Source organism: Aromatoleum evansii (assembly GCF_045689615.1).
Taxonomy (GTDB): Bacteria; Pseudomonadota; Gammaproteobacteria; order Burkholderiales; family Rhodocyclaceae; genus Aromatoleum; species Aromatoleum evansii.
In genome coordinates this window covers 4,847,036-4,870,531 of sequence record NZ_CP141259.1, presented here as the reverse complement: position 1 = coordinate 4,870,531, position 23,496 = coordinate 4,847,036, and the positions used below count along the sequence as shown (strand labels likewise).

General features: G+C 63.0%; 27 protein-coding genes. 4 read left to right on the top strand and 23 right to left on the bottom strand.

All coding sequences use genetic code 11. The features are described 5' to 3' along the window. The first annotated feature begins 68 nt into the window (after positions 1–68). Together U5817_RS22810 and U5817_RS22805 are read left to right on the top strand one after the other, a co-directional pair. Positions 69–302 (top strand): ParD-like family protein, encoded by a 234-nt coding sequence (locus U5817_RS22810; protein ID WP_407278927.1) that lies wholly within the window; start codon positions 69–71, stop codon positions 300–302. After that, complete coding sequence (locus tag U5817_RS22805) at positions 299–583, top strand: type II toxin-antitoxin system RelE/ParE family toxin (RefSeq protein ID WP_407278925.1); 285 nt, start codon at positions 299–301, stop codon at positions 581–583. The genes U5817_RS22810 and U5817_RS22805 overlap by 4 nt, the downstream gene beginning before the upstream one ends. Positions 584–709: 126 nt before the next feature. Here U5817_RS22805 and U5817_RS22800 read toward each other — a convergent pair whose 3' ends face one another. The 16 genes from U5817_RS22800 to U5817_RS22725 form a co-directional block, all read right to left on the bottom strand. Then, positions 710–2,182: a LytR C-terminal domain-containing protein gene (locus U5817_RS22800; protein WP_407278924.1), complete on the bottom strand. Its 1,473-nt coding sequence runs from the start codon at positions 2,180–2,182 to the stop codon at positions 710–712. A 39-nt stretch (positions 2,183–2,221) separates the two neighbouring features. Beyond that, a complete protein-coding gene (locus U5817_RS22795) occupies positions 2,222–3,172 on the bottom strand; it encodes a type II secretion system F family protein (protein WP_407278923.1) in 951 nt (316 codons plus the stop codon). A gap of 26 nt (positions 3,173–3,198) precedes the next feature. After that, complete coding sequence (locus U5817_RS22790; RefSeq protein WP_407278922.1) at positions 3,199–4,173, bottom strand: type II secretion system F family protein; 975 nt, start codon at positions 4,171–4,173, stop codon at positions 3,199–3,201. A gap of 7 nt (positions 4,174–4,180) precedes the next feature. Beyond that, the gene (locus U5817_RS22785) at positions 4,181–5,536 is read right to left on the bottom strand and encodes a CpaF family protein (RefSeq protein ID WP_169206807.1); all 1,356 of its coding nucleotides are present in this window, start codon (positions 5,534–5,536) and stop codon (positions 4,181–4,183) included. Positions 5,537–5,566: 30 nt separating this feature from the next. Beyond that, the gene (locus U5817_RS22780) at positions 5,567–6,730 is read right to left on the bottom strand and encodes a CpaE family protein (protein WP_407278921.1); all 1,164 of its coding nucleotides are present in this window, start codon (positions 6,728–6,730) and stop codon (positions 5,567–5,569) included. 33 nt (positions 6,731–6,763) lie between these two features. After that, a complete protein-coding gene (locus U5817_RS22775; RefSeq protein WP_407278920.1) occupies positions 6,764–7,324 on the bottom strand; it encodes a TadE/TadG family type IV pilus assembly protein in 561 nt (186 codons plus the stop codon). Between the two features lie 8 nt (positions 7,325–7,332). Then, complete coding sequence (locus tag U5817_RS22770; protein WP_407278919.1) at positions 7,333–7,821, bottom strand: TadE/TadG family type IV pilus assembly protein; 489 nt, start codon at positions 7,819–7,821, stop codon at positions 7,333–7,335. Positions 7,822–7,840: 19 nt separating this feature from the next. Continuing rightward, positions 7,841–9,466 carry a pilus assembly protein TadG-related protein gene (locus tag U5817_RS22765; RefSeq protein ID WP_407278918.1) on the bottom strand — a complete coding sequence of 542 codons (1,626 nt, stop codon included), beginning with the start codon at positions 9,464–9,466 and terminating at the stop codon, positions 7,841–7,843. 22 nt (positions 9,467–9,488) lie between these two features. Next, entirely contained in the window at positions 9,489–9,767 is a 279-nt protein-coding gene (locus U5817_RS22760) for a pilus assembly protein (protein ID WP_407278917.1), read from the bottom strand. An 11-nt stretch (positions 9,768–9,778) separates the two neighbouring features. Then, a complete protein-coding gene (locus tag U5817_RS22755; protein ID WP_407278916.1) occupies positions 9,779–11,431 on the bottom strand; it encodes a type II and III secretion system protein family protein in 1,653 nt (550 codons plus the stop codon). A gap of 93 nt (positions 11,432–11,524) precedes the next feature. Further along, positions 11,525–12,376: a Flp pilus assembly protein CpaB gene (gene cpaB / locus U5817_RS22750; RefSeq protein ID WP_407278915.1), complete on the bottom strand. Its 852-nt coding sequence runs from the start codon at positions 12,374–12,376 to the stop codon at positions 11,525–11,527. A 122-nt stretch (positions 12,377–12,498) separates the two neighbouring features. Further along, positions 12,499–13,806, bottom strand: coding sequence for an ATP-binding protein (locus U5817_RS22745; RefSeq protein ID WP_407278914.1), 1,308 nt, complete (start codon positions 13,804–13,806; stop codon positions 12,499–12,501). Between the two features lie 23 nt (positions 13,807–13,829). Further along, complete coding sequence (locus U5817_RS22740; RefSeq protein ID WP_407278913.1) at positions 13,830–14,399, bottom strand: prepilin peptidase; 570 nt, start codon at positions 14,397–14,399, stop codon at positions 13,830–13,832. Positions 14,400–14,488: 89 nt separating this feature from the next. After that, entirely contained in the window at positions 14,489–14,650 is a 162-nt protein-coding gene (locus U5817_RS22735; protein WP_407278912.1) for a Flp family type IVb pilin, read from the bottom strand. A 112-nt stretch (positions 14,651–14,762) separates the two neighbouring features. Further along, on the bottom strand, positions 14,763–14,954 hold the full coding sequence (locus U5817_RS22730) for a Flp family type IVb pilin (protein ID WP_407278911.1): 192 nt from the start codon (positions 14,952–14,954) through the stop codon (positions 14,763–14,765). 351 nt (positions 14,955–15,305) lie between these two features. Further along, complete coding sequence (locus U5817_RS22725; RefSeq protein WP_407278910.1) at positions 15,306–15,716, bottom strand: response regulator transcription factor; 411 nt, start codon at positions 15,714–15,716, stop codon at positions 15,306–15,308. 223 nt (positions 15,717–15,939) lie between these two features. Between U5817_RS22725 and U5817_RS22720 the strand changes: the two genes are divergently transcribed. After that, a complete protein-coding gene (locus tag U5817_RS22720) occupies positions 15,940–17,496 on the top strand; it encodes a hypothetical protein (RefSeq protein ID WP_407278908.1) in 1,557 nt (518 codons plus the stop codon). Between the two features lie 80 nt (positions 17,497–17,576). After that, positions 17,577–18,503 (top strand): glycosyltransferase family 2 protein, encoded by a 927-nt coding sequence (locus U5817_RS22715; protein WP_407278907.1) that lies wholly within the window; start codon positions 17,577–17,579, stop codon positions 18,501–18,503. Positions 18,504–18,516: 13 nt separating this feature from the next. Here the strand turns inward: U5817_RS22715 and U5817_RS22710 are convergent, their stop codons facing one another. From U5817_RS22710 to U5817_RS22680, 7 genes are all read right to left on the bottom strand, one after another. After that, positions 18,517–18,858: a hypothetical protein gene (locus tag U5817_RS22710; protein ID WP_407278906.1), complete on the bottom strand. Its 342-nt coding sequence runs from the start codon at positions 18,856–18,858 to the stop codon at positions 18,517–18,519. Further along, positions 18,855–19,610 (bottom strand): methyltransferase domain-containing protein, encoded by a 756-nt coding sequence (locus U5817_RS22705; RefSeq protein WP_407278904.1) that lies wholly within the window; start codon positions 19,608–19,610, stop codon positions 18,855–18,857. The genes U5817_RS22710 and U5817_RS22705 overlap by 4 nt, the downstream gene beginning before the upstream one ends. A gap of 121 nt (positions 19,611–19,731) precedes the next feature. Continuing rightward, positions 19,732–20,127, bottom strand: a complete 396-nt coding sequence (locus tag U5817_RS22700) for a response regulator transcription factor (protein WP_407278902.1) — start codon at positions 20,125–20,127, stop codon at positions 19,732–19,734. Between the two features lie 113 nt (positions 20,128–20,240). Continuing rightward, positions 20,241–20,447 (bottom strand): CcdB family protein, encoded by a 207-nt coding sequence (locus tag U5817_RS22695; RefSeq protein ID WP_407278901.1) that lies wholly within the window; start codon positions 20,445–20,447, stop codon positions 20,241–20,243. Positions 20,448–20,540: 93 nt separating this feature from the next. After that, on the bottom strand, positions 20,541–20,786 hold the full coding sequence (locus U5817_RS22690; protein ID WP_407278900.1) for a type II toxin-antitoxin system CcdA family antitoxin: 246 nt from the start codon (positions 20,784–20,786) through the stop codon (positions 20,541–20,543). A gap of 133 nt (positions 20,787–20,919) precedes the next feature. After that, complete coding sequence (locus U5817_RS22685; RefSeq protein WP_407278899.1) at positions 20,920–22,533, bottom strand: S8 family peptidase; 1,614 nt, start codon at positions 22,531–22,533, stop codon at positions 20,920–20,922. A gap of 280 nt (positions 22,534–22,813) precedes the next feature. Further along, positions 22,814–23,494 (bottom strand): response regulator, encoded by a 681-nt coding sequence (locus U5817_RS22680; RefSeq protein WP_407278898.1) that lies wholly within the window; start codon positions 23,492–23,494, stop codon positions 22,814–22,816. Positions 23,495–23,496: the final 2 nt, after the last annotated feature.

The window sequence follows — 23,496 nt, the reverse complement described above, 5'->3', positions numbered from 1 at the left end:
CCGGCGTGTGGACAGAAGCCGCGTCTGGATTTAGGATGAGTTACCACAATTGTAGTAAAGGTTCCGCCATGCCTGCCACCACCTCGATCCGAATTGACCAAACGCTGTACGACCAGGCCAAGGCCGATGCCGCTGCCGAGCATCGCACCATTGCCGGCCAGATCGAGTTTTGGGCAAAGGTGGGCCGAGCTGCACTCGATAACCCCGACTTGCCGGTAAGTTTTGTGGCCGAGTCTCTTGCATCGATGGCCGAGGCGCGCGAAGACGCCACCCCCTTCGTGCCGCGGAGTCGTGCCCAGTGAGTGCCTACGGCGTTCAGCAGACACGCCGATTTGCCCGGCAGTACAAGAAGCTTCACGACAACGTTGTCGTCGATGTCGACACCGCGGTCGCCTCTGTCGCGGAAAACCCGGCCATCGGCGAGCGCAAGAAAGGAGATCTGGCGGAGTTGCTGGTCGTCAAGTTTCGAAGCCAGGGACAACTCTATCTGCTCGGATACACGGTCGCGGAGCAAGTCAGGTTGATATATCTGGAATCGGTTGGTCCGCACGAGAACTTTTACCGGGACCTGAAACGAAGCTGAGCCCGGCTGCGCGCAGCCCGTAGGGCGGAAAAGCGCTGCGCTTTCCGCCAAGCAGCAACCGATCCCGCACTGCCGCTCATTCCGCGGAAGGCGCCTTCGGCTTTTCCGCCCTACTTGGGGCGAGGATTAGTCGGTTCTGCCGTCCCGCGCAGCGGCAAGTTTCGGCGCTGGCGTGCGGGCCACTCGCGTGCATAGCCCCAGCACGGCGCACGCATCGCTGGTCGTCAGATCACGCCCGAGCACCAGGCGAACGTCGGCCCTCAGGCCGGCGGTCGCGGCGGGGAGGAGTTCGGGCTGGAAGGGCAGCAGCGCGGCGAAGGCTTCCGCCGATGCGCGATAGCCGTCCCGATACTGGATGACCGAGCTGACCTGGTTGTACGGCGTTTGATTCGTCAGCCGGGGACGGGCGAAGCCCTGCTGGCCGAGGAGTCCGGCCAGTCGTCGGGCAAGACCTTCGCCGCCATGTCCGTTCGAGATCTCGTAGCGTGCCGTGGGGGAGGGCGCCGCGATTGCGGCAGATGAAACGGGCGAAGCGTTGACCGTTACGGCCACCCGGGCGAGCGCCGCGGGAGGCGAGGCCGGCGCGGCCGCAGCAGCGATGATGGCAGCAGCCTCCGCGACCGCGGTATCGCGAGGTGCGGGACCGTTGCGCAGCTCGAACACGTTTTCCGCGACCTTCACGAGGGTCGCTTGCGGTGTCGTACTGACCTCCACGGCGGGAGCCGCCTTGCTGACTGCCATTGGCGACACGGGTGAAAAACCGAGCGCGGCCGTCCTGGCTTCGATGCTGCTCGCCGCCGGTGCGGCTGGCGCTGCGGCTGCAGGGGCGATAGACGGTTCCGAACCCAGCGCCGCGATCGGGGTGGCGTTCGGGGACGGGTCGGTATTCACGGCGCTAATGTCGACGGTCGGCAGCTTCGGTGCCATAGGCTGGGGCGCGGGCGCCACGACGAGGGCCGGCGCTGCGGCGGTCGTCGAAAGCACGTGTGTCGTGGAAGCCGCGGGGGTGGGCAATGCCGGCGGCGAGGCCGGAGTCGCCTTGGCGGGCGTCGCGGTCGCAACGGACCAATTGCCCCGCGCACGCGCCTCCGCGAATTCCGCCCGGTCGTCGGCGCCCTGGCGGCGATATGCCGTCGCCAGATTGCTCCACGCGCGACGGTTGTTCCCGTCCAGTTCGACCGCACGCCGCAACGAATTCGCCGCCGCCTCGTCACGACCTGCGAGCAGCAGGGCGTAGCCGAGGTTGTTGTGCAGATGGCTGGTCGTCGGGGCCAGACTGACGGCGCGCTCCAATGCCTGCAGGCCTTCGTCGGTGCGGCCCAGTTGCATCTGCAGCGCGCCGAGTGCGTTCCATGCCGCAACGTGGGCCGGGTCGGCTGCGAGCGCCTTGCGGTAGGCGTCGATCGCCTGGGCGCTTGCACCCTGTCCTTCCTTGACGCGACCGAGCGCGAAGTAACCTGCGGCAGTGGCTCCCCCGTGTCGGACGGTCTGAACCGGGGCGATCTTCCATGCGTCTTTCGGCATGTCCGGCGTGGTGCTGCACGCGCCGAGGACAATGGCCACGAGCACGGGCTTCAAGGTGAGCGCGTACCTTTTCATCACGGTTCTCCGAATGGGCACCAGTTGCGTGGCGGCGTGTCAGCCGCCGCTGCTGCCAGCCATCGTCGGCAGCAGAATGCGGTAGACCTGGATCATTGCCGGCCCGAGCAGGACGAGCATCAGCGACGGGAAGATGCAGAAAATCAGTGGAAACAAGAGCTTCAGTGCGATCTTCGCGGCTGCCTCTTCGGCGCGCTGGCGGCGGCGGGTGCGCAGCATGTCGGAATGCACACGCAGCGATGCGGCGATGCTGGTGCCGAAGCGTTCAGCCTGGATGATCATCGCGACAAAGCCTTCGACCTCCTCGACGCCGGTGCGCATCGAGAGATTGCGCAAGGCTCGGGCACGTTCGAGTCCGGCACGCAATTCCAGCGTCACGAGGTGCAGTTCTTCCGCCAGTGCCTCGCTCTTGTGCTGCATCTCGTCGGCGACGCGCACGAGGGCGGCCTCGACGCCGAGACCTGCCTCGACACAGACGGTCATGAGGTCGAGTGCGTCAGGAAAGGTCTCGAAGATTTCGCGTTGCCGCACGAAAATCATGCGATTGAGGACGATATTGGGCAGGTAGTAGCCAAGGGTCGCGGCGAGCAGAACCGCCAGCAGGGTGCCCTGGAACTGCAATCCGGGCATCGACACCAAGACGGTGAAGTACGCCAGCAACGGCAGGCCGAGGGCGAGAATCGTCTTGATGCCGAAGAACGCGACCGGTGCCGACGGGTTGCGGATTCCCGCGTGCAGGAAGCGGGCGCGCAAGGCGGATGTCTGCTCGCCGTCTTCCGGCGCGGACAGCTTTGCGAACGGGCCGGTAAGTTTCACCGTGCGCTCGATCCACGCGTCGGCTGCCGGTGCTGGCGCGGCCTTTCCCGGGGACCCGAGGGCTTCCAGGCGCGCGGCGGTCGGCGAGCGCGCAAAGTAATTCATCAGGAAAAAGGCGCCGGCCGTGACTGCGATGAACAGCAGTCCGAGAAACGCGAGTTGCGTGTAGTCCATATCTGCGTTCTCCTCTTCGCGCTACGCTAGACGCGGATGCGGATGATCTTGCGCATCCACAGCACGCCAATCACCATCATCGTCAGGGCGCCATAGATGAAGTTGATCCCGGCCGGATCCTCCCACAGCACCTTCATGAAGCCGGGATTCACGATGTTGACCATGGCCGCCGTCGCAAAGGGCAGGCAGCCGAGGATCCAGGCCGAGAGCCGGCCCTCCGCCGACAGGGTGCGGATTTCGCCGTACAGCTTGAGGCGCGCGCGGATGATCGCGCTGATGTTGTCGAGCAACTCGGCGAGGTTGCCCCCCGAATCGCGCTGGATCAGCACCGCGATCACGAAGTAGCTGAGGTCGGTGCTGTCGGTGCGCGAGGCGAGGTTCAGCAGCGCAGTCTGCTGCGGAACGCCGTAGTTCATCTCGTCGAAGAGAATGCGGAACTCCCCACCGATCGGGTCCTTCATCTCGTCCGCCACCATCTTGATCGCGGTCGGGAAGGCGTGGCCGGCACGCAAGGCGCGCCCCATCAGGTCCAAGGCCTCGGGCAATTGCCGTTCGAACTGCTGCATGTGCTGGGACCGCGCGCGCGTGACGTAGAGCGGGGGCAGCAAGGCCAAAATGCCGCCGGCGAGCACGCCAAGGATGAAGGGGCGATCGAACATCAGCGGCAGCGCGAAGCCGACTGCCGCGAGGGCGAGGGTCCAGCCGACGAACTGTGCCAGCGTGAGGTTCAGGCGCGACTGGACGATCAGGCGGTTCAGTCCGCCCAGGCGAGGAATTGCGGCCAACATGCGGTCGCCGGCAGCCGAGCCCGATGCGCTGTCGTCCTTGAACAGTTTGGCCTTGTGTTCCTGTTGCACGCCGGTGGCCACCTCTTCGAGGCGACGGTTGAGGCGTTTGACCTCCGGACTGTGGGTCGAGGTCCACCACAGGTACGCGCCTTCCAGGAAGAGCACCACGGCGATGAAGGTTGCCAGCGCGAAAAGCAGAGTCAGGATGTCCATGGCGAGCTCACTCGAAGCGCCGCGTCGGGTCGAACATCTCCTCCGGCAGCTTGATGCCGTAGGAGCGCAACCGATCGGCGAAGTGCGGGCGCACGCCGGTCGCAGTGAAATGCCCTTGCACTGCACCGTTGTCGGCGATGCCGGTCTGGCGGAAGGTGAATACCTCCTGCATGGTGATCACGTCGCCTTCCATGCCGGTGATCTCCTGGATGCTGGTCAGCTTGCGCTTGCCGTCGGTCAGGCGGTTGGTCTGCACGATCACGCCGATGGCGCCCGCGATTTGTGCGCGCGCGACCTTGGGCGGCAGGTTTGCCCCGGCCATCCCGATCATGTTCTCCATGCGGCCAAGCGCGTCGCGCGCGGTGTTGGCGTGAACAGTGGTCATGGAACCCTCGTGACCGGTGTTCATCGCCTGCAGCACGTCGAAGGCTTCGGCGCCGCGCGTCTCGCCAAGGATGATGCGGTCCGGCCGCATGCGCAGCGCGTTGCGGACCAATGCACGCTGGGTCACTTCGCCCTTGCCCTCGATATTGGGCGGGCGCGTTTCCAGCCGCACGACGTGGGGCTGTTGCAACTGCAACTCGGCCGCGTCCTCGATCGTCACGATGCGCTCGTCGTGCGGAATGTAGCTCGACAGGATGTTGAGCAAGGTCGTTTTGCCGCTGCCGGTACCGCCCGAGATCAGGATGTTCACCTTGGAGTGCACCAGGCCGGCGAGCAATTCGGCCATCGCCGGGGTGAGCGTCTTGTAGTCGATCAGCTTCATCATCGTCAGCGGGACGGCGGCGAAGCGGCGGATCGAGACGATCGGCCCGTCGAGCGCAAGCGGCGGGATGATGGCATTCACCCGCGAGCCGTCCGGCAGTCGGGCATCAACCATCGGGCTCGATTCATCGACCCGGCGTCCCACGCGGGAGACGATCTTGTCGATGATCTTCATCAGGTGAGCGTCGTCGCTGAAGGAGATGTCGGTGAGCTCGATCTTGCCGTGACGCTCCACGTAGACCTGCTGGGAGCCGTTGATCAGGATGTCGGAGACGGTCGGATCGGCGAGCAGCGGTTCGATTGGCCCCAGCCCCAGCATTTCGTACTGGATGTCGCGGACCAGATCGCGCCGCTCATTGGCGTTGACGACGACGTTTTCCTCGGCGAGCAGGCGCTCCACCATCAGCCGCAATTCCTCGCGCAGGCGGTCGGGCGCGAGATCCTCCATCGCCTCCAGATCGAGGCGCGACAGGAGCAACTGGTGGATGCGCATCTTCAGGCGCTGGTACGCCTTCGTGGCACCGGTGTCCGGAGCCGCCACTTGCGAGCGCAGGGGGGCTTCGGGTGAGACGGATTCGAGGCGCTGACGCAAGCTCATGTGAGGCTCCTATGCGGCGGGGCCGGTCAATTAGTGGGTCGCAAACAGCCGCGACAGCCAGCCCTTGCCCGACTTTTCGGGAGTTGCTGCAAGTGAATCGGCGATTTCGCGCAAGGATTTGGTGACCGGGCTGTTCTTCGCCAATCGTGCAATCGGCTCGCCCTGATTCACCGACGCCGCCACTGCCTCGTAGGCATTCGGAATGGCCTTGTACACTTTGGCGTTCACCGTGCGCTCGAGATCTTCGATGCTGATCTCCCCGGTCTTCTGCAGCCGGTTCACGATGAGTCCGACCTTGCTCATCGGGTATCCAAGCGAAAGCAGCACCTGGACCAGGCGCTTCGCCTCGCGGATGAAGGGCAGCGTCAATTGCACCACCGGGAAGATCATGTCCGCCATGTCCAGCGGCTGGAGGCTGACACCGTCCAGCGAGCGCCCGACGTCGACGATGACGAAATCGTAGTTTGCACGTGCGACCTTCAGAATCGCTTCAATGTGCTCGGCACGAACGTCGGTGGAATGGGCCGGGTCTTCGGGGGCTGCCAGCAGGTTGAAGCCGGGGGCAATTTCCATCATGGCGGATTCGAGGAAGGCCGCGTCGAGCCGATGAATCTGCTGGCACACCACCGCCAGATCGCTCGCCGGGCGCTGGTCGGTGACGTACATCGAAGCGTCGCCGAACTGCAGGTTGAGGTCGATGAACGCGACCCGCTTGCCATGACTGGCAGCCAGAACCCAGGCCAGGTTGGTTGCAATGAAGGTGGCACCGCTTCCGCCCTTGCATGAGGTGAATGCGAGGATCTTGCCTGCCGACGACTCGGCCTTGCGCTTCGGCGCAATGCGGCCAATGGCGTCGTGGAGCAGGGCGCCCGCGGTCGGCGTCGGCAACACCTCGCGCACGCCCGCGCGCATGGCACGCAGCAGAAACTCGGGCGTCTGGTTGTCGCTCACCACGATGAAGGCGGCGTCCGGGTTGCGTTGCCGCAGTCGCGCCAAGCTTTCCAGCCCGCCGTTTTCGGGAAGGCCGCCATTGACGATCAGCACGTCCGGCACGTCGGCGATCGCCTCGAGTTCGGCGGCGCCACACTGGATCGCTGCAACCTCACCCACGCTCCTGTCGCCTTCGAGGATGCGAGTGATTTCGCTCAGATGCTGTGTGTCAGAGGACACGACGGTAATTCTGGTCTTGCTCATTTCCTGTACCTCTGAAATGGCATGCACGGACGCCTATGGGGATACGCTGAACCCCAAACTCTCTGCCGGCATGATCACGCTGGAAACCGGGATGTTGATTGCAAGAAAAGGGAACAGTCCGACCATCGGGAGGTACTTGATGGATCCGGTGCAGGTTCCCGCCGTTGCGACGCAGGCCTCGACGTAGCGCACGCAACTCGCCGTCCGGGTCACATCCATGCAGGCAGAGATGTTGTCGATCGGGTCGAGCGGCATCGGGTCGGCTACCACGAGGTTTTCGTTAAGGTAGTTGATCCTCACGTCAGCGGCAGTGATTTCCTTGGCAGCCGGGAGATAGGCCGTGCCGCTCCCGGTCTCGGGGTTGAACACCGCCGCGCGCGACACCTGTCCGGCGTCCGCGAATCCCCTCACGACGGCTTCGCGCGCGGCGCGCCGCGTCACCTCCTGCACGGTGTTCCACACGTACAGGACGCGACCGAACTCCATGATGCCGAACACGATGGTGAAGAAGAGCATCGCGACGATCGCAAACTCGACCGCTGTCGCACCCCGTTGCCGGTTGCCGCTGAACGCTTGTCGGATCTCGCTGGCCATGGCGCTCCTCACTTCATGTAGGGCATCGTGGTTTGCGGCGCGAGCGCCACGCCCGAATACACCTTGGCATCCTCTCCACTCGGCGACAGGAAGGGGAACATCCCGCCGATGTCGATCGAATAGCCGGTGATGGCGACCCTGATGTTCTTCGGCGCGTCGGTGCCGCTGCCACAGCCGATGGCGTTGAATGAATCATTCAGGCACGTCACCGAAACCTGTGCGGTGCTGAGCGAGGGCTTCAGGTTTGCCGCGTTGGCAGCCTCCGTGACGAGGAACTTGGCGTCCGCGATGAAGGTGCCGGTCGAGAAAGTCGCCTTGTCGGCAACGCTCAGCATCCGCGCACCGTCGCGGGTGGCCTTGGTCAGGGCGTCGTAGTACCAGAAGGCGCGGCCGAACTCCACGATGCCGGCCGTCAGCAGCAGCAGGAACACGATGACGAGCGCCAACTCGACGGCCGCTACGCCGCGTTGTGTCTTGAAGGTGCGCGAATGTTTCATTTGGGCACCCCTATCCTCGCTATCGGTAAAGCCGGATTTCCGACAACAGGATGTCGTCGACCAGTCCGGCGAATTCCATGTCCATTTGGCGGTTAGGCCCCCCCGCGAAATTCGCCCGGACCTGCATGAAGAATTTCCCGATCCCGACGACGTCCATGGCTTGACATGCACCTAAGCCGACTGGCGGCACCGTGCAGTCGACAATCACGATGTTGAGCAAACGACGGTTTCGCACCCCCGGGGGGTTGTTCGTGGGGGGCTGAAAATATGGCGAGCCGGGGGGCTGATTGTAGGGTGCGGGAGGCGTCCCTGCGGGGAAACTAGCACCCGCCGTGGTCGGATAGCGGGGGCTTGTTCCTGCCACGTTAAAGTATGTAGGCGCCGCCAACGGGACGTCGTACATGTCACTGCCGTTAGCGTCCCCGGGTATAAAGGGCGCGCCCGCTTTTGGCGGGGTGCTGCCGTCGGCCTGATACGCCGGGCCATAGGACCAAAGCACCCCGTAGCCCCCATACCCGAGGCCGGTGTCACCAGGCTTGCCGGGCGGTAGCGCGTAATTCGGCTTGTTCGAAGCGGTCGTCTCGACGAACTCGCGATTCGGCAGAGTGCTTCCGCCGGGCTCCATCCAGTCAGTGGGCGTGATACTTGGACTGCTGCTGGAGCATTCTGGGTCCAGGGTCGGGCTGGGTCGTGCACAGCGGTATTCCTTGATGTTCGTGTCAGGCGGCGCGCTGCCCGGGTCGCAGACCGATGGCGACTTGTAATCGTCGAAGCGCGAGTTGAGCGAACTGTCCAGTGAAGCCGTCATGCCGGTATTCACATAGACCTTGCCGCTGCCGCTGCTGATCACGGCACTGTTGCCGGTGCAAATGAAGGGGGCCGTGAAGGTTGCGCTCGAATGGTTCGGGTCGCAACTGTTCGGATATGTGTCCACCGGGTTGATGAGATAGGGGTCGGATGGGCCGCTTGCCAGAGGATTCAACTGGAAGAGGTTGTATGTAACACCGCGCCGGAAACCCAGCTCGACCAACTCGGTCATCCCGTTGGAATGGGTGTACTGGCTGGTACGGTTCGCTGGATCGACCGCGCAGACGCCGATCGGGGTCACGTTCGTCTGATAGCGCCCCGCCACCGAGTAACCCGCCGTCTGGGTGGTGTTGTACGCGGCGCCAGCCACGCGCATCAGGTAGGTGTTGAGGGACTGGGTGCCGGTATCCACCTCGATGAAGCTGAGGCCGGAGGCCATCCCGTCGCTCGTCACGCTCGCGGCGGGGATGAAGGTGCAGGTCGGGCTACGGACCCCGGGGCGGCTCCAGGTATTCACGTTGCCCGGGTTCGGGCACGTCGCGAGCCGGATGTTCGCGATCGTGATGCTGACCGGCTTCTTGAAGTCGTACCGGTGCTGGGCGGCGGTCGCGATCGCCCGGTTGACGGCGGCCGTCACGCCACTGAGCTTGTTGTTGAGCTCCTTTGCGCCCGCCAGCGCGGCGGCATCGGAGGCGTTTTGCAGTTCCGACTTGGCGATGTAGAGATGCCCGAGGTCCAGCACCAGCCCGCCAAACGCGAACAGCACGACGGCTGTCAGGCCGGTCATGATCGCGACGGCGCCACGCTGGCGGGATCTTGGTGTATGAACCTTGGGCATTTTTTCTCTCCCTGCTAAGCGCTCATTGCCCTGAGCCGCCGACTCCGATCGTGAAGACGCCCGTCTGCGGTTGCGGCTGCGTGAAGCTCTTGGCGTACTCGCCCATGGCCCCCTGCGCGGCCTTGCCATCCATCCCGGATACGGCAGATGGGTTGAGCGAAGCTTCCGGCGCGATGACCTGTTGTGCGGCGAGAACCCTTGCCGCTTCGCCAAACTGTGCGTCCCAGTGAGGCGAGGTCGCGACGCAGCCGGTCTGTGCCAAGGCCACGAGGGCGCTTCCAACAATCCACATATTGCGCATGATCGGCCTCCTCACTTGGACTCGAATCCGCCGGCGGCGGGGGCAGTTGTAGCGGCCGCGGGCATCGCGCCTTGCTCTCGTGCGGGTGCCTCGCCGCCTTCCAGCTTGCCGCCCCAGATCACGTCGGCGCGATTCGGCTCGACGTAGTTGTCGGTGGGCAACGTGTAGTTGGGCGGCAGCGGCTTGACCAGGCGCGGCGTGATCACGAAGACGAGTTCGGACTTGTCGGTCTGGAACTCCGTGCTGCGGAACAGCGCACCGATGATGGGAAGCTCCCCGAGGACGGGGAAGGCGCGGATGTTCGTCGTTGCGTTGTTCTTGATCAGGCCGCCGATTGCAAAGCTCTGTCCGTCCTCGAGCTGGACTGTCGTGAAGGCCCGGCGCGTCGTGAAGGCCGGCAGGATCGCGAGGCCATTGACCCCGGGAGCGGTCAAACCCACGCCTTCGCGGTTGAGCTCCGAGACTTCCGGGCGCACCGCGAGGTTGATGCGGCCGCCATCGAGCACGGTCGGGGTGAACTTCACCGACACGCCGAACTCCTTCTCTTCCAGCGTGATCGTCTGGCCGCCGTTGTTGTTGCTTTGCGCCACCGGGATGAAGATCTTGCCGCCGGCGAGGAAGCTGCCCTCCTGCCCGCTGATGGCCATCACGGTCGGTTCCGCGAGGATCTTCACCAGGCCGTCGGTCTTCTGCATGTCGAGGCCGAGGTTCGTGACGCCTTCAGCCGGCACCGTGCCGAAGGTGGTTGTGAACTTCGGCACGAGTTGTCCGCCGACCTCGGTCAGCTCCTGGGTCACGTTGCCGCCGGCCGCAATGTCGCCCGGAATCGTGCCGCCGACCACGGCGCCAACGGAACTGAGCGGCGCACCGTTCGGGCCGACACGGGAGATCTGCCCGAGCCGGCCGGAGTTGCCGCCGAAGATTCCGGACAGGAAGCGCATCACCGAGCCGTCGACGTAGGCTCTGGAGAAGTCGATGCCGAAGCGATCGAGCACGGCCTTCGAGACCTCGGCCACCTTCACTTCCAGCATCACCTGCTGCGGTGCGCCAACCTGCAGCATGTTCAGCACGCGGATGCTGTTTCCGTCCTGTGCTCCTCCGCCGTCGCGGACGTAGGCCGCAGCGATCTGCACCGCACGATCGACCTTTGTTGCGTCGCTTACGGTGCCGGTCAGCACCAGCGAATCGTAGGCCGAGGTGACCTTGATACCCTTCTCCCCCGGCATCAGCGCGGCGATCGCACCTTGCACCGAGGTGATATCCATCGCGACCGTCACATCGAGTGCCGTGCAGCCCCCGGCACGGTCGACCAGGACCACGTTCGTCGCACCGACGGTCTTGCCGAGCAGGTAAATCTCGTTGGGGCTGAGCAGCAACACATCGACCTGCGCGACGCCGGGGCGGCCATCGTCCTGCCGCTGCTGCTGGCGGTTCTTGTCATCCTTCTGGTTCTCGGCGCTCGGACGCGCGGCCTGCGCGTTTTCCGGGTTGCCGAGCAGGATGCGCGTGACCGGCGTCTGAGGCCGGATCACCGAGGACTTGCCGACGGGAATGGTCACCATCGGCGCGATCTCCACCCGGCCGCAGGGCGAGCCTCCGCCGGGGGCCACGACGGGCTTGCCGACGGCGGCCTGTGCGGCGCCCGGAATGAGGAGCGCCGCCACGACTGACAATGCGCATGCTGTGGTCCGGCGATTTTCCTTGTTCTTGTACGGGATCATGATGTCCTCACGCGTCGATGCAGGTTCGGAAATGGGCTAGAAGCATTCGTTGACCTTATTCACGCCGCGGATCACCTCGACGCACACGCGATCGCTCGGTGCGGGCGCCGGACGCGGTTTGGCAGCGACGCGTCGCATCGCGGGCGCGGGCTTGGCAGCGACCGGTTCAGGAGGAACCTCTGCGGCGGTGCGGAGCAGTTTGGCCTTGGTAATGCCCGCGGTGTCGGTCGGGTCGGAATCGACCTGGTTGCGCAGCACCAGCGAAAGGTTGCCGACGCTGCGCGCGAGGTCGAGCCGCTCGGCCTGCTCGGGCGTAACTTCGAGGGTGACGGCGTTCACCACCTTGGGTTTGGTTTCGTCGCGGTTGGCCTCCTGGGCGACGGCCAGCACGAGGATGCGCTCGAGGACGATCTTGGAGATCATCTGGTCCTCGCTGTTGCGGTTCGCGCCGGTGTTCTCCGTGTTGACCATGATGTCCACGTAGTTGCCCGGCAGCGCGAAACCGGCCACGCCGATGACGTCATTCACGCGAACGGTGATCGCCCGCTTGCCCTGGGGCACGACGGCGGACAGACCTCCCTTGGTGCCGACGGGGGCGAGGCGCGATTCGAGGACCGGCTCGCCCGGCAGGATGCTCGTGAGGGCTACGCGGCCATCCAGCGCGGCAAGGTCGGTGAAGGCACCGGTCGGGACGCTGCCGGATGGCCACTCCACCAGGCGCAAGGCATCGGGGGTGATCTGCCCGCCCAGCTGCAGCTCGACGGCCGCGACGGCGATGCGGTTGTCCGTGGGGGTGGCCTTTTGCTGCAGCCATCGGGTTCCCAGCACCACTGCCGCAAGGCCTGCCAGCATCGCGACGAACAGAAAGACGAGACCTTTGCTTTTCATGAGAGTCCCCTTGTATCCGGACCGTCAGCAAAACTGCGCCGGCCCCGCAAGTGCCCGCCGTGGCGAGCGTTCAGGCGTCCCGACCGCGTTCCGGTCGTCGCGCCTCTCTGCCTGCCGCACCCTCAGCGGGATGCGAAGTAGTTGTGCCAGGCCCAGTGCAGCGAATCCTGGGTGAGTCGTGCCGGTTCGCCGCGGTAGCGGGCCAGGTCCGCGATCTGGTTGATGATGTCGCGCGGGTAACAGGCCAGCAGCGGCTGGCGGTGAACCTTGTGATACTCATTCACCAGTGTTTCGAACGCCACCTGATCGAAAGGTACGCCCCTTTCCTCGCAGACACGCGTGAATATGTTCCTGTATTGATCCTCGTCCATCGGGCCGATGTGAATTTTGTAACCAAGCCGACGTAAAAAAGCGGGGTCGGCCACTTCGGACGGCATCAGGTTGGTCGAGAATACGAGCACGACGTCGAAGGGCAGGGTAAATTTCGTGCCGCTGTGCAGCGCCAGATAGTCGTGGTGCCGATCCATCGGCACGATCCAGCGGTTCATCAGTTGTTCCGGTTTGATGAGCTGGCGTCCGAGGTCATCCACGACGAACAGGCCGTTGTTGGCCTTGACGTGCGGAGGCGCCTGGTAGAACCCGGTGCTCGCGTCATAGTCCAGGTCCAGCATGCGCAGCGTGAGCTCGCCGCCGGTGATCGCCACCGGGCGCTTGCAGATCACCCAGCGCAGGTCGGGCCGCATCAGGTTGTCGAGCACGGCCGGGCGGGACTGGTCTTCGACCGGCGTGTGGATCAGCGGGTCGAAGATCTGGATGATTTCGCCATCCACGAGGATGGCATGCGGCACGGCGATGTCGCCATCGAGCAGCAAGGAGAGGCGCTCGGCGAGATAGGTCTTGCCGGCACCCGCCGGTCCGTACAGGAACATCGCCCGCCCCGAGCCCATTGCCGCGCCGAGTTGGTCGCGCACCTCGGGGTTGATGATCAGTCCGCGGAAGGCCGCGTTAACGTCCTCGCGCGTGACGCGCATCTTGGTGACCGACTGCTTCTCGACCTGGGCTACATAGGCAGCCAGGCTGACCGGCGCCGCGCCCGCGTACTTGCAGCGGCTCAAGTATTCCGACGCCCGCGCACGGCCGGCGTCGGTGAGTTCATAGAGGATGTCGCCATCGGTCTCGCCGCGCCGCATCACCTCGCAGATCCGCTCCGCGCGCATGAACGCGAGCAGGCTTTCGAGCACGATCGCGGGCAGGTGCAGGCGGTGGGAAATTTCGGTCAGGCGCATCTGGCCGCGCACGAACAGCAGCTTCGCCGCGAGTTCGACGAGGAACAGCAGCGGCAGGCCGGTGTCCTCGAGCGTGCGCGGGGCGCGCGGAAAAGCGGTGGCTTCGTCGATGGGGATGACGCGTGCGCTCGAAGGTGTGTTCATGGCCTTGCTCCGTGAAGTGTGGTTCAGCTCAATGCCCAGCCTCCGGAGCGGACCAGGAAGAGCTGGAGGAGGGTGCCCGCGGCGATGGCGACCGCGTAGGGCATGCGCCCGGCGGTCTGCTGTAGCGGTTCGAGTTTGGGGCTGGTGCCGCCGGCAGCGCTGATCGCGCTGGTGGTCAGCATGAAGCGCAGGTTGAGCACGAGTTGGCGGAAGGAGCGCTGCCAAAGCGCCATGGCTATTGCTAGCACGCCGCCAGCAGCGAAGGTCAGCACGACGACGCCGAGGGTTTGCAATGGGCCGAGAAACGCGCCGACCATCATCATGAGTTTGACGTCGCCGGCGCCCATTGCGCGCAGAGCGTAGAGGGGAAACAGCGCAGCGAAGCCGGTGGCGACGCCGGCGAGAGCAGGAAGAAAGCCAATGCCGCCAGCCGAAGGGGCAAGGACTCCGCTGCCGCTCGTTGTAAAAGCATTAAAAAATGACGCGCCGACAAATCCAGCAACGATAAGGAAGTTCGGCACCTTTCGCGCACTCAAGTCGGTGAGTACTGCAACTATGAGTGCACCGATTAGGCCTGCGAGCCCCAAGTTCATTTGCATTGCCTTATAGGGCGGCTGGAAAGTATTCGGCGCTCAAAGTCTTAAATCTGACTGAGCGCCGAATAGTATTGCGAAAGCGATTATTAAAGATAGCCCGCGATCGTTGTAAACAGCGCGTTAAGGTTGTTGCCCAACAGTGTCGCACCGCCAATAATCACTACCGCAATCAAGGCAGCAATCAGCCCATACTCGATCGCTGTTACGCCTTCTTCGTCTCGCACGAACTGCTTGAGCATTTCCAGCATGATTATCTCCTTCATCAAGAAAACGCCGGACATCCGGCTAACAAACCGGAGCGGGAGGCCCGTTCCGGATTTTTTGCGAGTTGCATTCACATCCCGCACAAACCTGAATTCGTTAGGGCATTGCCGCCGCAACCTTCGCTGCAACATCGTCATACAGCGCCTGGAGGTTAGTGCCGACCAGTCCGACCGAAACGACGATTACAGCGAGGATCAGGGCCGCGAGCAGTGCGTATTCGATCGCAGTCACTCCTTCCTGATCGGACCAGAACGCGCTCAGCGATTTTTTGATCTGCGCCGTTTTCATCGCGTCGCCCCGTTTCGTTTCCGTTGATTGCAGATTAGGCGTAGAGCTCTTTCCGGGCATCGGCGTTTGGGCCCAATTCACATAGGTACATGCGCCGGGGGACGTGCAGGACAAGTGTCACGGGGTGCGCGCTGTTCATCTGAGCAGTCGCGTCGACCGCGCAGGGGTCACGAGCGGCGGCTCGACTCCTCTCGGGTAGGCCTGTCCCGGCCACGCAGGGAAGTTCGCTCGCCCGAAAAGCCGTGCGAGTCAGTTCGGTCACGAACAGCGGCCCTACGATCCGCTGCACACAGGATCCAGGAGCGACCTAATGACAGGCGCAATGATGCGATTGCCCTGCCCGACGTTGTTTTATTCGGGAATACTCGACGCGGCGCGAATTGCGGCGAGCAACTCGCCAGCCGACGCGGCTTTCGAGATCACATCGCACGCGCCGAGGCGTAGTGCGCGAGCACGGATCTCGGGGGCGGTGTGACAGGTGAATACGATGATCCTGGCGTCACATCCGGCGAGAAGTCTCTGGATCAGATCCAGTCCGTCTTCGCCGCCGAGATCGACATCGAGGACGATGATGTCCGGCTGGATGCTGCGGGCGAGATCCAATGCGTGGCGGGCGGTTGGCGCATGCCCAGCGACCCGCATGGTCGGCCCCTCGCTCTCGATCAGCGCCGTCACCCCCGCAAGAATCGCCCGCTGGTCATCCACCAGCAGGACTTTGATCGGAGGGGCGAGGGTGAGGCAGGGCACGACGGCGTGCTCCACGCATGTGGCATTGGCCACGGTGCGTTCAACATACCGTAAATTGGGTAGTTTCGCCCATGGGAGGAAGCGCGCGGGACACCCATGACAAAACGCCCGGACGGGAGCGTGCGCTGCGATGTTTCGGCTGTGTCAATGGCAAGGGCAACATCCGTGACATGCTGCCGCGACTGGGAAGCAGGCTGTTGTTAGATTAAATTCGTTTATCGATACAAGGTGCTTCCTCATGTCCGCCGTTGAAAGCGCGTTGAACTCAGCTCCTTCTACCATGCGAACCTTCGGAATTTCGTGGCCCTTGGTGGTTGCTTTGCTGGCACTCGTCGGTGTGCTTGGCAGCGCGCGGTTCAATTCGGTACTTGCTGACCCCGACACATACTGGCATCTTGCGGCTGGGCGGTGGATCCTCGAGCACAACGCTTTGCCACGAAGTGACCCGTTCTCCTATTCGATGAGCGGGGCGCCGTGGACTCCTCATGAATGGCTGTCGCAAGTAGTGCTCGCAGTTGTTAATCACAGCGCGAATTGGACGGGGCTTGTCGTTCTCGTGGCTTTGGTATTCTCGGGCACGCTGGCCTACATGACGCGCTTCTTGCTGAAGCGCATGGAGCCGGTGTATGCATTGCTCTTCACTGCACTGGCCGCGGGGATGATGATGGGTCATCTGCTGGTGCGGCCCCATATCTTTGGCTGGTTTTTAATGGCTGTCTGGATAGGGGCGCTGGTTGATGCAGGGGAAGAGCAGCGCGAGCCACCGTGGTGGACGTTCGGATTGATGGCGTTGTGGGCCAACCTGCACAGCAGCTTCTTTCTGGGGCTTGCGTTGGGAGGGGGACTTGCAGCGGATGCAGTTCTAAGGTTTCCAGCTCAGTTGCGATTTGGTGCTGCTCGACGTTGGGCGATTTTTATCGGACTCGCTGTCCTGGCTGCAATGATCACTCCATCCGGCTGGAAAGGTTTATTGTTTCCTCTCGAAGTAATGGGAATGCCATTCTCTCTCGACGTAATCCAGGAGTGGCACTCGCCGGATTTTCACAAACCTCAGGTTCTTGAGCTGTGGTTGCTGCTGCTCCTGGCCGTCGCTTGCTTGGGGCGCCTCAGGCTGCCCGTGCTACGGCTAATCGTCGTGTTGGGTCTGGTACATCTTTCGCTAAAGCATCAGCGGCACATTGCGATTCTCGGGCTGATCACTCCATTCCTGCTGGCGTTGCCGTTTGCGGCGTCGAGGCTCTCATCGAAAGGCCGGGGGCATGACGTAGAAGGTCTTGATCGCGTGTTCGAGGCACTGGCGGCACCCGCGACGCGTAGCGCTACGCTAGTCGCAGCATCCGTATCGGTGTTGCTGATAGGTGTTAGTCTTCACCTTGGGCGTTTCGAGCCGCCCCCAGATAAGACACCTGCCAGAGCCTTAGAGGCCGCCAATAACGCTGGCGCAATGGGGCCCGTACTTAACTCATATAATTTTGGTGGTTACCTGATCTATCGTGGTGTCCCGGTGTTCATTGACGGTCGGTCGGACATGTACGGCGATGCACTCCTGAAGCGTTACGTGGATGCGGTAGGACTGAGCGAGCTGGACGCGTTGCCCAGGCTTCTAGCCGACTATCATATCGGGTGGACTTTGCTCGAACCGGGGACGCCGGCTGCGACTTTGTTGGACCACCTCCCTGGGTGGCGGCGGGTGCATGCTGATACGGTTGCGGTAGTGCATGTGAGAAACGAGAGCGCAGCCCCGTTGATGCGACGCGGCGGTGAGGGCGCGCTACCGCTTAGTCGGGGAAATTGATGTTGATCGCGTTACCTCCCGTTTGAGGACCAATCGCACGAGCGCAAGGACTGGATAGGGAGAGCCGACGGATGACATGCTTGGCGATCATTGTGCCCTGTTACAACGAGGAAGCAGTTCTTCCCGAAACGGCTCATCGCTTGCTCGAGCTGTTGGCCGAGCTGCGTACGCGAGGCAAGGTCGATGACGAAAGCGCACTATACTTCGTGGATGATGGGTCGTCCGACCGGACTTGGGAGATCGTCGAGGCTCTGGCGATCCGGGAGCCCCGGATTCATGGAATCAAGCTCTCGCGCAATTGCGGGCATCAGAATGCGCTGTTGGCCGGACTATTCACGGTACCCGGCGACGCGATAATCAGTATCGATGCGGATCTTCAGGACGACCCCGAGGCGATGCATGCAATGCTTGATGCGCATCACGGCGGGGCCGACGTCGTGTATGGAGTGAGGCGTCATCGCACGTCGGATCACCTGTTCAAACGCGTCACCGCGGAAGGCTACTATTGGTTATTGGGGCGTCTCGGCGTGGACGTGGTCTTCAATCATGCAGATTACCGATTGCTGTCGCGACGTGCAGTCGACGCACTGGTGCGTTATGGGGAGCGCAATATGTTCCTGCGCGGAGTTATTCCTCAGCTCGGTTTCAATAGCGCGATCGTCTATTATGACAGGGCCCGGCGCTTTGCTGGCACAACCAAGTATCCGCTGAAGAAGATGGTTGCCTTCGCACTCGAGGGCGTTACGTCATTTTCCACGGCGCCGCTTCGCGCTATCACTCTGTTCGGACTGTTCGTCTCAGCGTTGAGTTTTATGGGCGGAATTTGGACCTTGTGGGAACGTCTGGTCAACAACCTTGGCGTTCCCGGTTGGGCGTCGACACTGGTGCCCTTGTTTTTTCTCGGAGGCATCCAACTGCTCAGCCTTGGTGTCATTGGCGAGTATGTTGCGAAGACGTACATCGAGAGCAAGGGGCGGCCGCGGTACATTATTGATCGCGAACTCTAGAACACTTTCTGTTTCACGAGTTCTGACTGGCGATCAGATAAAGCCCAAGTAGTACGACGCCGACCCCGACGCTTGCCTGTATTGATATTCGTTCGTGAAGAAGAAAAACGCCGCCGAGGTAAACGAGAACGAACGTGAGGGCGGAAAAGGCGTATACAGTCACGAGCTTCTCGAAGGAGAGCGCGTAGATCCACAACGCCGTGCCGATCGCGTAAAACGTCAACCCAAGCAGTATCTGCGCATTGAGGAACTGGATCCAGGTGACGTTTCCCTTGGCTCCTAGCTTGAAGAGCAATTGTCCCGATGCGGCCGAAAAGGCGGCGATGGTAAGCACGAGGAGCGTGGATTTTGTCACGTTAGCGATTGGTTGCGCGCTACCCAGACTGATCTTCGTTCCTTTAGTTTCGCAATTCTTGTCATTACGGGTACGGGTAGCGTCCGCACGATGAGTTTTCGCAATTTGTATAGAAGAGGCGAAATATCCTGGATGGCGAGATGGTCTGGCACCATGCAGTCTCTTAACTCAGCACGCAGTTCATCGATGCGATCTTTCTTTACATACAGTATGGGGTTATACCTGTACCATGGTTCGACTCTGCTATCGGACAGTATCTTTCGGCGCAGGAAATCGATCGGAGTGTAATCATGCTCGGCGAAGATCCGTCTCCAGTAATCGTAGTCTTGTTCATTGACGTGATTGTCGCCTCCTTGCCCTTTCGGTGCTGCGGAAAAAAGAACGAAGTCCGAGTGTCGAACGAGACTCTCGACGAACGGGGCGGCGCATGATGCAGGTAGGTGTTCTGCTACTTCCAGGCTTTGAACCAATTCAAACCTGCGTCCCAGATCGAAAGGCTGTGAAAGATCCCCCTCAAGGAAGAATTCCGGAGCGCAGAGTAGTCGCGACTTGTCGACGTATGCACCATCTATGCCGAGTGTTGTCGATACGCCGAGTTGTTTCCACACTGAGAGCCAAGCGCCTTGACCGCAACCCACATCCAGGACGCTGCTCACACTCAGACTGCGCAAGAGAACCGGCAGCAGGCGTTGGGCTGAGCGAAGGGCGCCGGCATTTACGTAGTCGAAGAACTGCTGGTCATAAGATGTCATCTATCGCACTCGCATGAACTTGATAGTTTTCGCTCGCAGACCGAAGGGAATCAACCTCCGTCTGATTGTGCCAGACTGGGGGCGGCGTCGTGGGAAAAGTAGGCCGTATTCGTGAGATCGATCAATCGCGATATCTCACTGCGTTAAGTACGGCATCGATCAGCTCCGCGCCCGACGACGCCTTCGAGGCAAAGCCGTCAACGCCTAGATGTCCCGATCGGAGGCGGATGTGCGGGGCGTCGTGATAGGTGAATACGACAATCGCCGCTGCACAGCAGTCTCGCAACCGAGGGATCAGGCTCAATCCGTCCTCTCCGCCAAGATCGACATCGAGAATGATGACGTCGGGATGTATGCTGTTTGCGAGATCGATTGCTTGACGACCCGTCATGGCCTGCCCGGCGACCCGCATCGCCGGGCCGCCGCTTTCGATCAGCGCGGTGACGCCCGCAAGTATTGCGCGCTGGTCATCGACGAGCAGCACTTCGATCGGAGGGGCGAGGGTGAGGCAGGGCACGGCGTGCTCCGCGTTTGCGACGTGTGCCGCGATGGGTTCAACATACTTCCATCCGACGGGCGGCCGGACAAGCGGAAGGCGATCGCGTCGTTACTTCGCTGCTCGTCAGTCGTTCAGATTCCCTGGAAAAGCAGGTCCACCGCGGTCGTGATTTCGTGACGCCGGGCTTCCAAATTGGCCACGGCCGTTTTAAGTAGATGGGTAGGAACCGCTGCGAGAAACTGGGTCACCATCGCCACGGGCTCCCCTTCCACCTCAAATACGGGATTGAGGGATTGGGCTGGCGCCGGCGCGACGTTCAGGGGCAGGAGCGGGACCACGACACGAGTGTTTCAGGTGGTCGAGCAAATCAGCCTGGACATCGAGCAGGTAACCGACGCCGTCCGGATTCCTGAATGCGCTGAACCGGGACATCAAAACCCGTTGTAGCGCGCAAGAGGAAGGCCGTGCGCTTCGACGTACGCATTGGAACTGTCCAGTGCGGCACGATTCTCGGCCAACCACAGCTCCCGACGTCGTTCGGCTACGGCTCGCGCCAGCCCGGCCTCTGCCGCTTGTGAAATGTTGATGTTCAGGGCTTTCGCCTCGGCCAGAAGGGTTTCGCCGAGCGTGACATTCGTGGCCTTGCGCGCACTTCCTGGCGCTGTCGTTGTTTTCATGGCGACTCCTCGGCTGCCAATACGGACATCTTGGCATTCATGCGCATCATGGGCAATGCATGGCTGCGCATGAGCATGCTCATGCTCGAGACGCATGATTTTGTCTCACGCGGTCGCTCCCTGCGGAGTTCGGTCAGAATACGACGACGGCCTCGTTCGAGCAGGTGGCCGTGCCCGTTTCACATACCCTGTAGGTGTAGGAACCCCCGCCGGTCCGGTTGATCGGGTCGGTGTAGGCGCCGTCGTTGCCGGTGGTGGTGAGAATGCTGCCGTTGCGCAGGATGTCCATCGAGCCGGCTGCCGAGCCAGTCCATTGCAGGTCAGCCTTCTGCTGGCCCTTGACCTTGTAGCCGGTGGCGCTGAGCGTGATGGTGGCCGGTGGCGGCGGCGGGTTGTCGGCGGTGAGGGCGAGATGGGCGTTGATGCGGCCGTACCTGACCCAGGCGCGGAAGTTCTGGCCGAGGGCGCCCTGGGCGTTGGCGCTGTTCTCGATGTAGGCGCGGGCCTGGACGTTGGTGATGCCGGCGTAGCGGGTGAGCACGAGCGCGGCGAGGCCGGCGACATGGGGCGAGGCCATGGAGGTGCCGGAGAGCCAGTTGTAGCAGCCTTCGGGGTCGTCCGGCGGGATGCTGCAGGCTACGTTCGGGTAGGCCGACAGGATGTCGTGGCCGGGGGCTGCGACCGATACCCAGGACGAGCCGAAGCTGGAGAAATAGGCGAGGTTGTCGTGGCGGTCGGTGGCGGCGACGGAGATGACTTCTGGGAATGCGGCTGGGTAGTGGCGCGTGGTGGCGTAGTCGTTGCCGGCAGCGGCGACGAGGACGACGCCCTTGCTCCAGGCGTACTTGATGGCGTCGGATTCGGCCTGGGACGGGGAGTAGGGGTCGGGGTCGCTGCCGTAGCTCATGTTGGCGACGCGGTAGCCGTTGTCGGCGGCGTACATCAGGCCTGCGACCGAGTCGGCGACGTCGCACATTCCGAGGTAGGGAAAATCAACCGAGGGCCATTCGTGACACACCTTGAGCGAACCGATCCTGGCGTTCCAGCCGACGCCGGCCGTGCCCTTGCCGTTGTTGGTGTTCGCGGCCGCGATGCCGGCGACGTGGGTTCCGTGTCCGAGGAGGTCGGCGGTGGTGGTGCTGGCGGTGAAGTTCCGTTCCTCGACGCACTTGCCGAGCAGGTCGACGTGCGTGCATTCGACGCCGCTGTCGAGAATCGCGATCTTGGTGTTCTCGTTGCTGCGCGAGAGATCCCATGCCTCAGGTGCGTCGATGTCGGCGTCGAGCGTGCCGGTCACGTTGGCGCCCGAGGCGACGTCGTATAGGGCCTGCGCGGTATTGTTGAGGCCCCATTGCAGGGCGAGGTATTCGGTGCCGAGGCCGGTCGGCAGCATCGGGTCGCGGCCTTCGGTGGGGAGGATCAGCGGACGGTGGAAATTGGGTTCAGCGTAGCGGACGTTGGGGTTGCGCTCGTAGAGCGCGATGCTCGCTTCGACGGCGCCGGAAGGGATGGCGAGCAGCTGGACGCCGATGGCGTCGAAGCGCTTGATCACTTGTGCGCCGGCTGCGGCGTGGGCCTGGGCGATCTGCGCGCCGGCGGTGCCGGGTTTGAAGGCGACGAGCAACTGGTCGGGGGCGAAGCGCGGGGGCGGTGGGACGCCTTCGGGGAGTCCGCCGGCGTGGGCAGGCGGCTGGGCGAGCAGCAGGCAGGCGGCGACGAACGGGGCAAGGAAAACTGCGTGACGCATGATCTCTCCTCCGGTGCGGCGGCAAGTGCGTGACGGACAGGTTGGCGGTGCGGGTGTGGAGCGGCCGCGTGGCCTGTTGCGAAGTCGCGGGCGATGGCTGCGTCCGCGTTATCTTCCAAGCGTAGTTCTCAGGCGGGGGCAGCGCGCGGGTGGAGGTGCCCCTGCCGGGCGTGACAATTGAACTAGCCGCCGGTTAGCGGGTGGGGCTTCGACGACGGATGGATGTGGGAGCCGGCGAGCGGCGGGCGCGGCACCAACGCATGTGGCGCCGCGCAGGGTGTTACTGAGCGACCGTGCCGATGCCGCGTTCCTTGGCGTACAGGTACAGCTCGAGCCGGCCGTGCACTTCGAGCTTGTGGTAGATGGCGGTGAGGTGGTTGCGCAGGGTGTGCTCGCTGATGCCGAGGTCGTCCGCGATGACGAGGCTCTTCGCGCCCTTGTGCCGGACCACGGCGCCGATGACCTCCTGCTCCTTGGGTGTGAGGCTCGCGATGCGCGCGTCGTCGGGGGCAGCGGCCTTCTTGCTGCCGGTGAGCATGTTCATGATGTCGCCGATCAGGGCGCGGTTCACCCACACGTCGCCTTCGTGCACTTTCTCGATCGCGCGCAGCAGGACGTCGACCGGCTCTTCCTTGCGCACGACGCCGCGGGCGCCAGCCATGACGGCGCGGCGATGGGCGTCGAGGTCGCGGGCGCCGGTGAGGACGAGGACTTTCGCGCCGTAGGTGGCAAGCAGTTCGGCGAAGGAGTCACTGGAGTCGTGGCCGCCGAGGTCGAGGTCGATGACGATGACGTCGGCCTCGCGGCTGTCGGGCGATGCGAGGAGGTCGGCGACACTGGTCGCGCTGCCGGCCAGTTGCATGCGTGGTGCTCCGCCGACGAGGCGTTCGAGGCCCCAAAGGGTTGCACGATGGTCGTCGACGAGGAAAACACGGATTGGGCGTTCGGTGACTTCGATCATGA

Coding starts and splice junctions, on each gene's coding strand:
- U5817_RS22810 (WP_407278927.1), top strand. CDS start 69: ATGCCTGCCACCACCTCGATCCGAATTGACCAAACGCTGTACGACCAG.
- U5817_RS22800 (WP_407278924.1), bottom strand. CDS start 2,182: ATGAAAAGGTACGCGCTCACCTTGAAGCCCGTGCTCGTGGCCATTGTC.
- U5817_RS22795 (WP_407278923.1), bottom strand. CDS start 3,172: ATGGACTACACGCAACTCGCGTTTCTCGGACTGCTGTTCATCGCAGTC.
- U5817_RS22790 (WP_407278922.1), bottom strand. CDS start 4,173: ATGGACATCCTGACTCTGCTTTTCGCGCTGGCAACCTTCATCGCCGTG.
- U5817_RS22785 (WP_169206807.1), bottom strand. CDS start 5,536: ATGAGCTTGCGTCAGCGCCTCGAATCCGTCTCACCCGAAGCCCCCCTG.
- U5817_RS22780 (WP_407278921.1), bottom strand. CDS start 6,730: ATGAGCAAGACCAGAATTACCGTCGTGTCCTCTGACACACAGCATCTG.
- U5817_RS22775 (WP_407278920.1), bottom strand. CDS start 7,324: ATGGCCAGCGAGATCCGACAAGCGTTCAGCGGCAACCGGCAACGGGGT.
- U5817_RS22770 (WP_407278919.1), bottom strand. CDS start 7,821: ATGAAACATTCGCGCACCTTCAAGACACAACGCGGCGTAGCGGCCGTC.
- U5817_RS22765 (WP_407278918.1), bottom strand. CDS start 9,466: ATGCCCAAGGTTCATACACCAAGATCCCGCCAGCGTGGCGCCGTCGCG.
- U5817_RS22760 (WP_407278917.1), bottom strand. CDS start 9,767: ATGCGCAATATGTGGATTGTTGGAAGCGCCCTCGTGGCCTTGGCACAG.
- cpaB (WP_407278915.1), bottom strand. CDS start 12,376: ATGAAAAGCAAAGGTCTCGTCTTTCTGTTCGTCGCGATGCTGGCAGGC.
- U5817_RS22745 (WP_407278914.1), bottom strand. CDS start 13,806: ATGAACACACCTTCGAGCGCACGCGTCATCCCCATCGACGAAGCCACC.
- U5817_RS22740 (WP_407278913.1), bottom strand. CDS start 14,399: ATGAACTTGGGGCTCGCAGGCCTAATCGGTGCACTCATAGTTGCAGTA.
- U5817_RS22735 (WP_407278912.1), bottom strand. CDS start 14,650: ATGCTGGAAATGCTCAAGCAGTTCGTGCGAGACGAAGAAGGCGTAACA.
- U5817_RS22730 (WP_407278911.1), bottom strand. CDS start 14,954: ATGAAAACGGCGCAGATCAAAAAATCGCTGAGCGCGTTCTGGTCCGAT.
- U5817_RS22720 (WP_407278908.1), top strand. CDS start 15,940: ATGTCCGCCGTTGAAAGCGCGTTGAACTCAGCTCCTTCTACCATGCGA.
- U5817_RS22705 (WP_407278904.1), bottom strand. CDS start 19,610: ATGACATCTTATGACCAGCAGTTCTTCGACTACGTAAATGCCGGCGCC.
- U5817_RS22690 (WP_407278900.1), bottom strand. CDS start 20,786: ATGAAAACAACGACAGCGCCAGGAAGTGCGCGCAAGGCCACGAATGTC.
- U5817_RS22685 (WP_407278899.1), bottom strand. CDS start 22,533: ATGCGTCACGCAGTTTTCCTTGCCCCGTTCGTCGCCGCCTGCCTGCTG.
- U5817_RS22680 (WP_407278898.1), bottom strand. CDS start 23,494: ATGATCGAAGTCACCGAACGCCCAATCCGTGTTTTCCTCGTCGACGAC.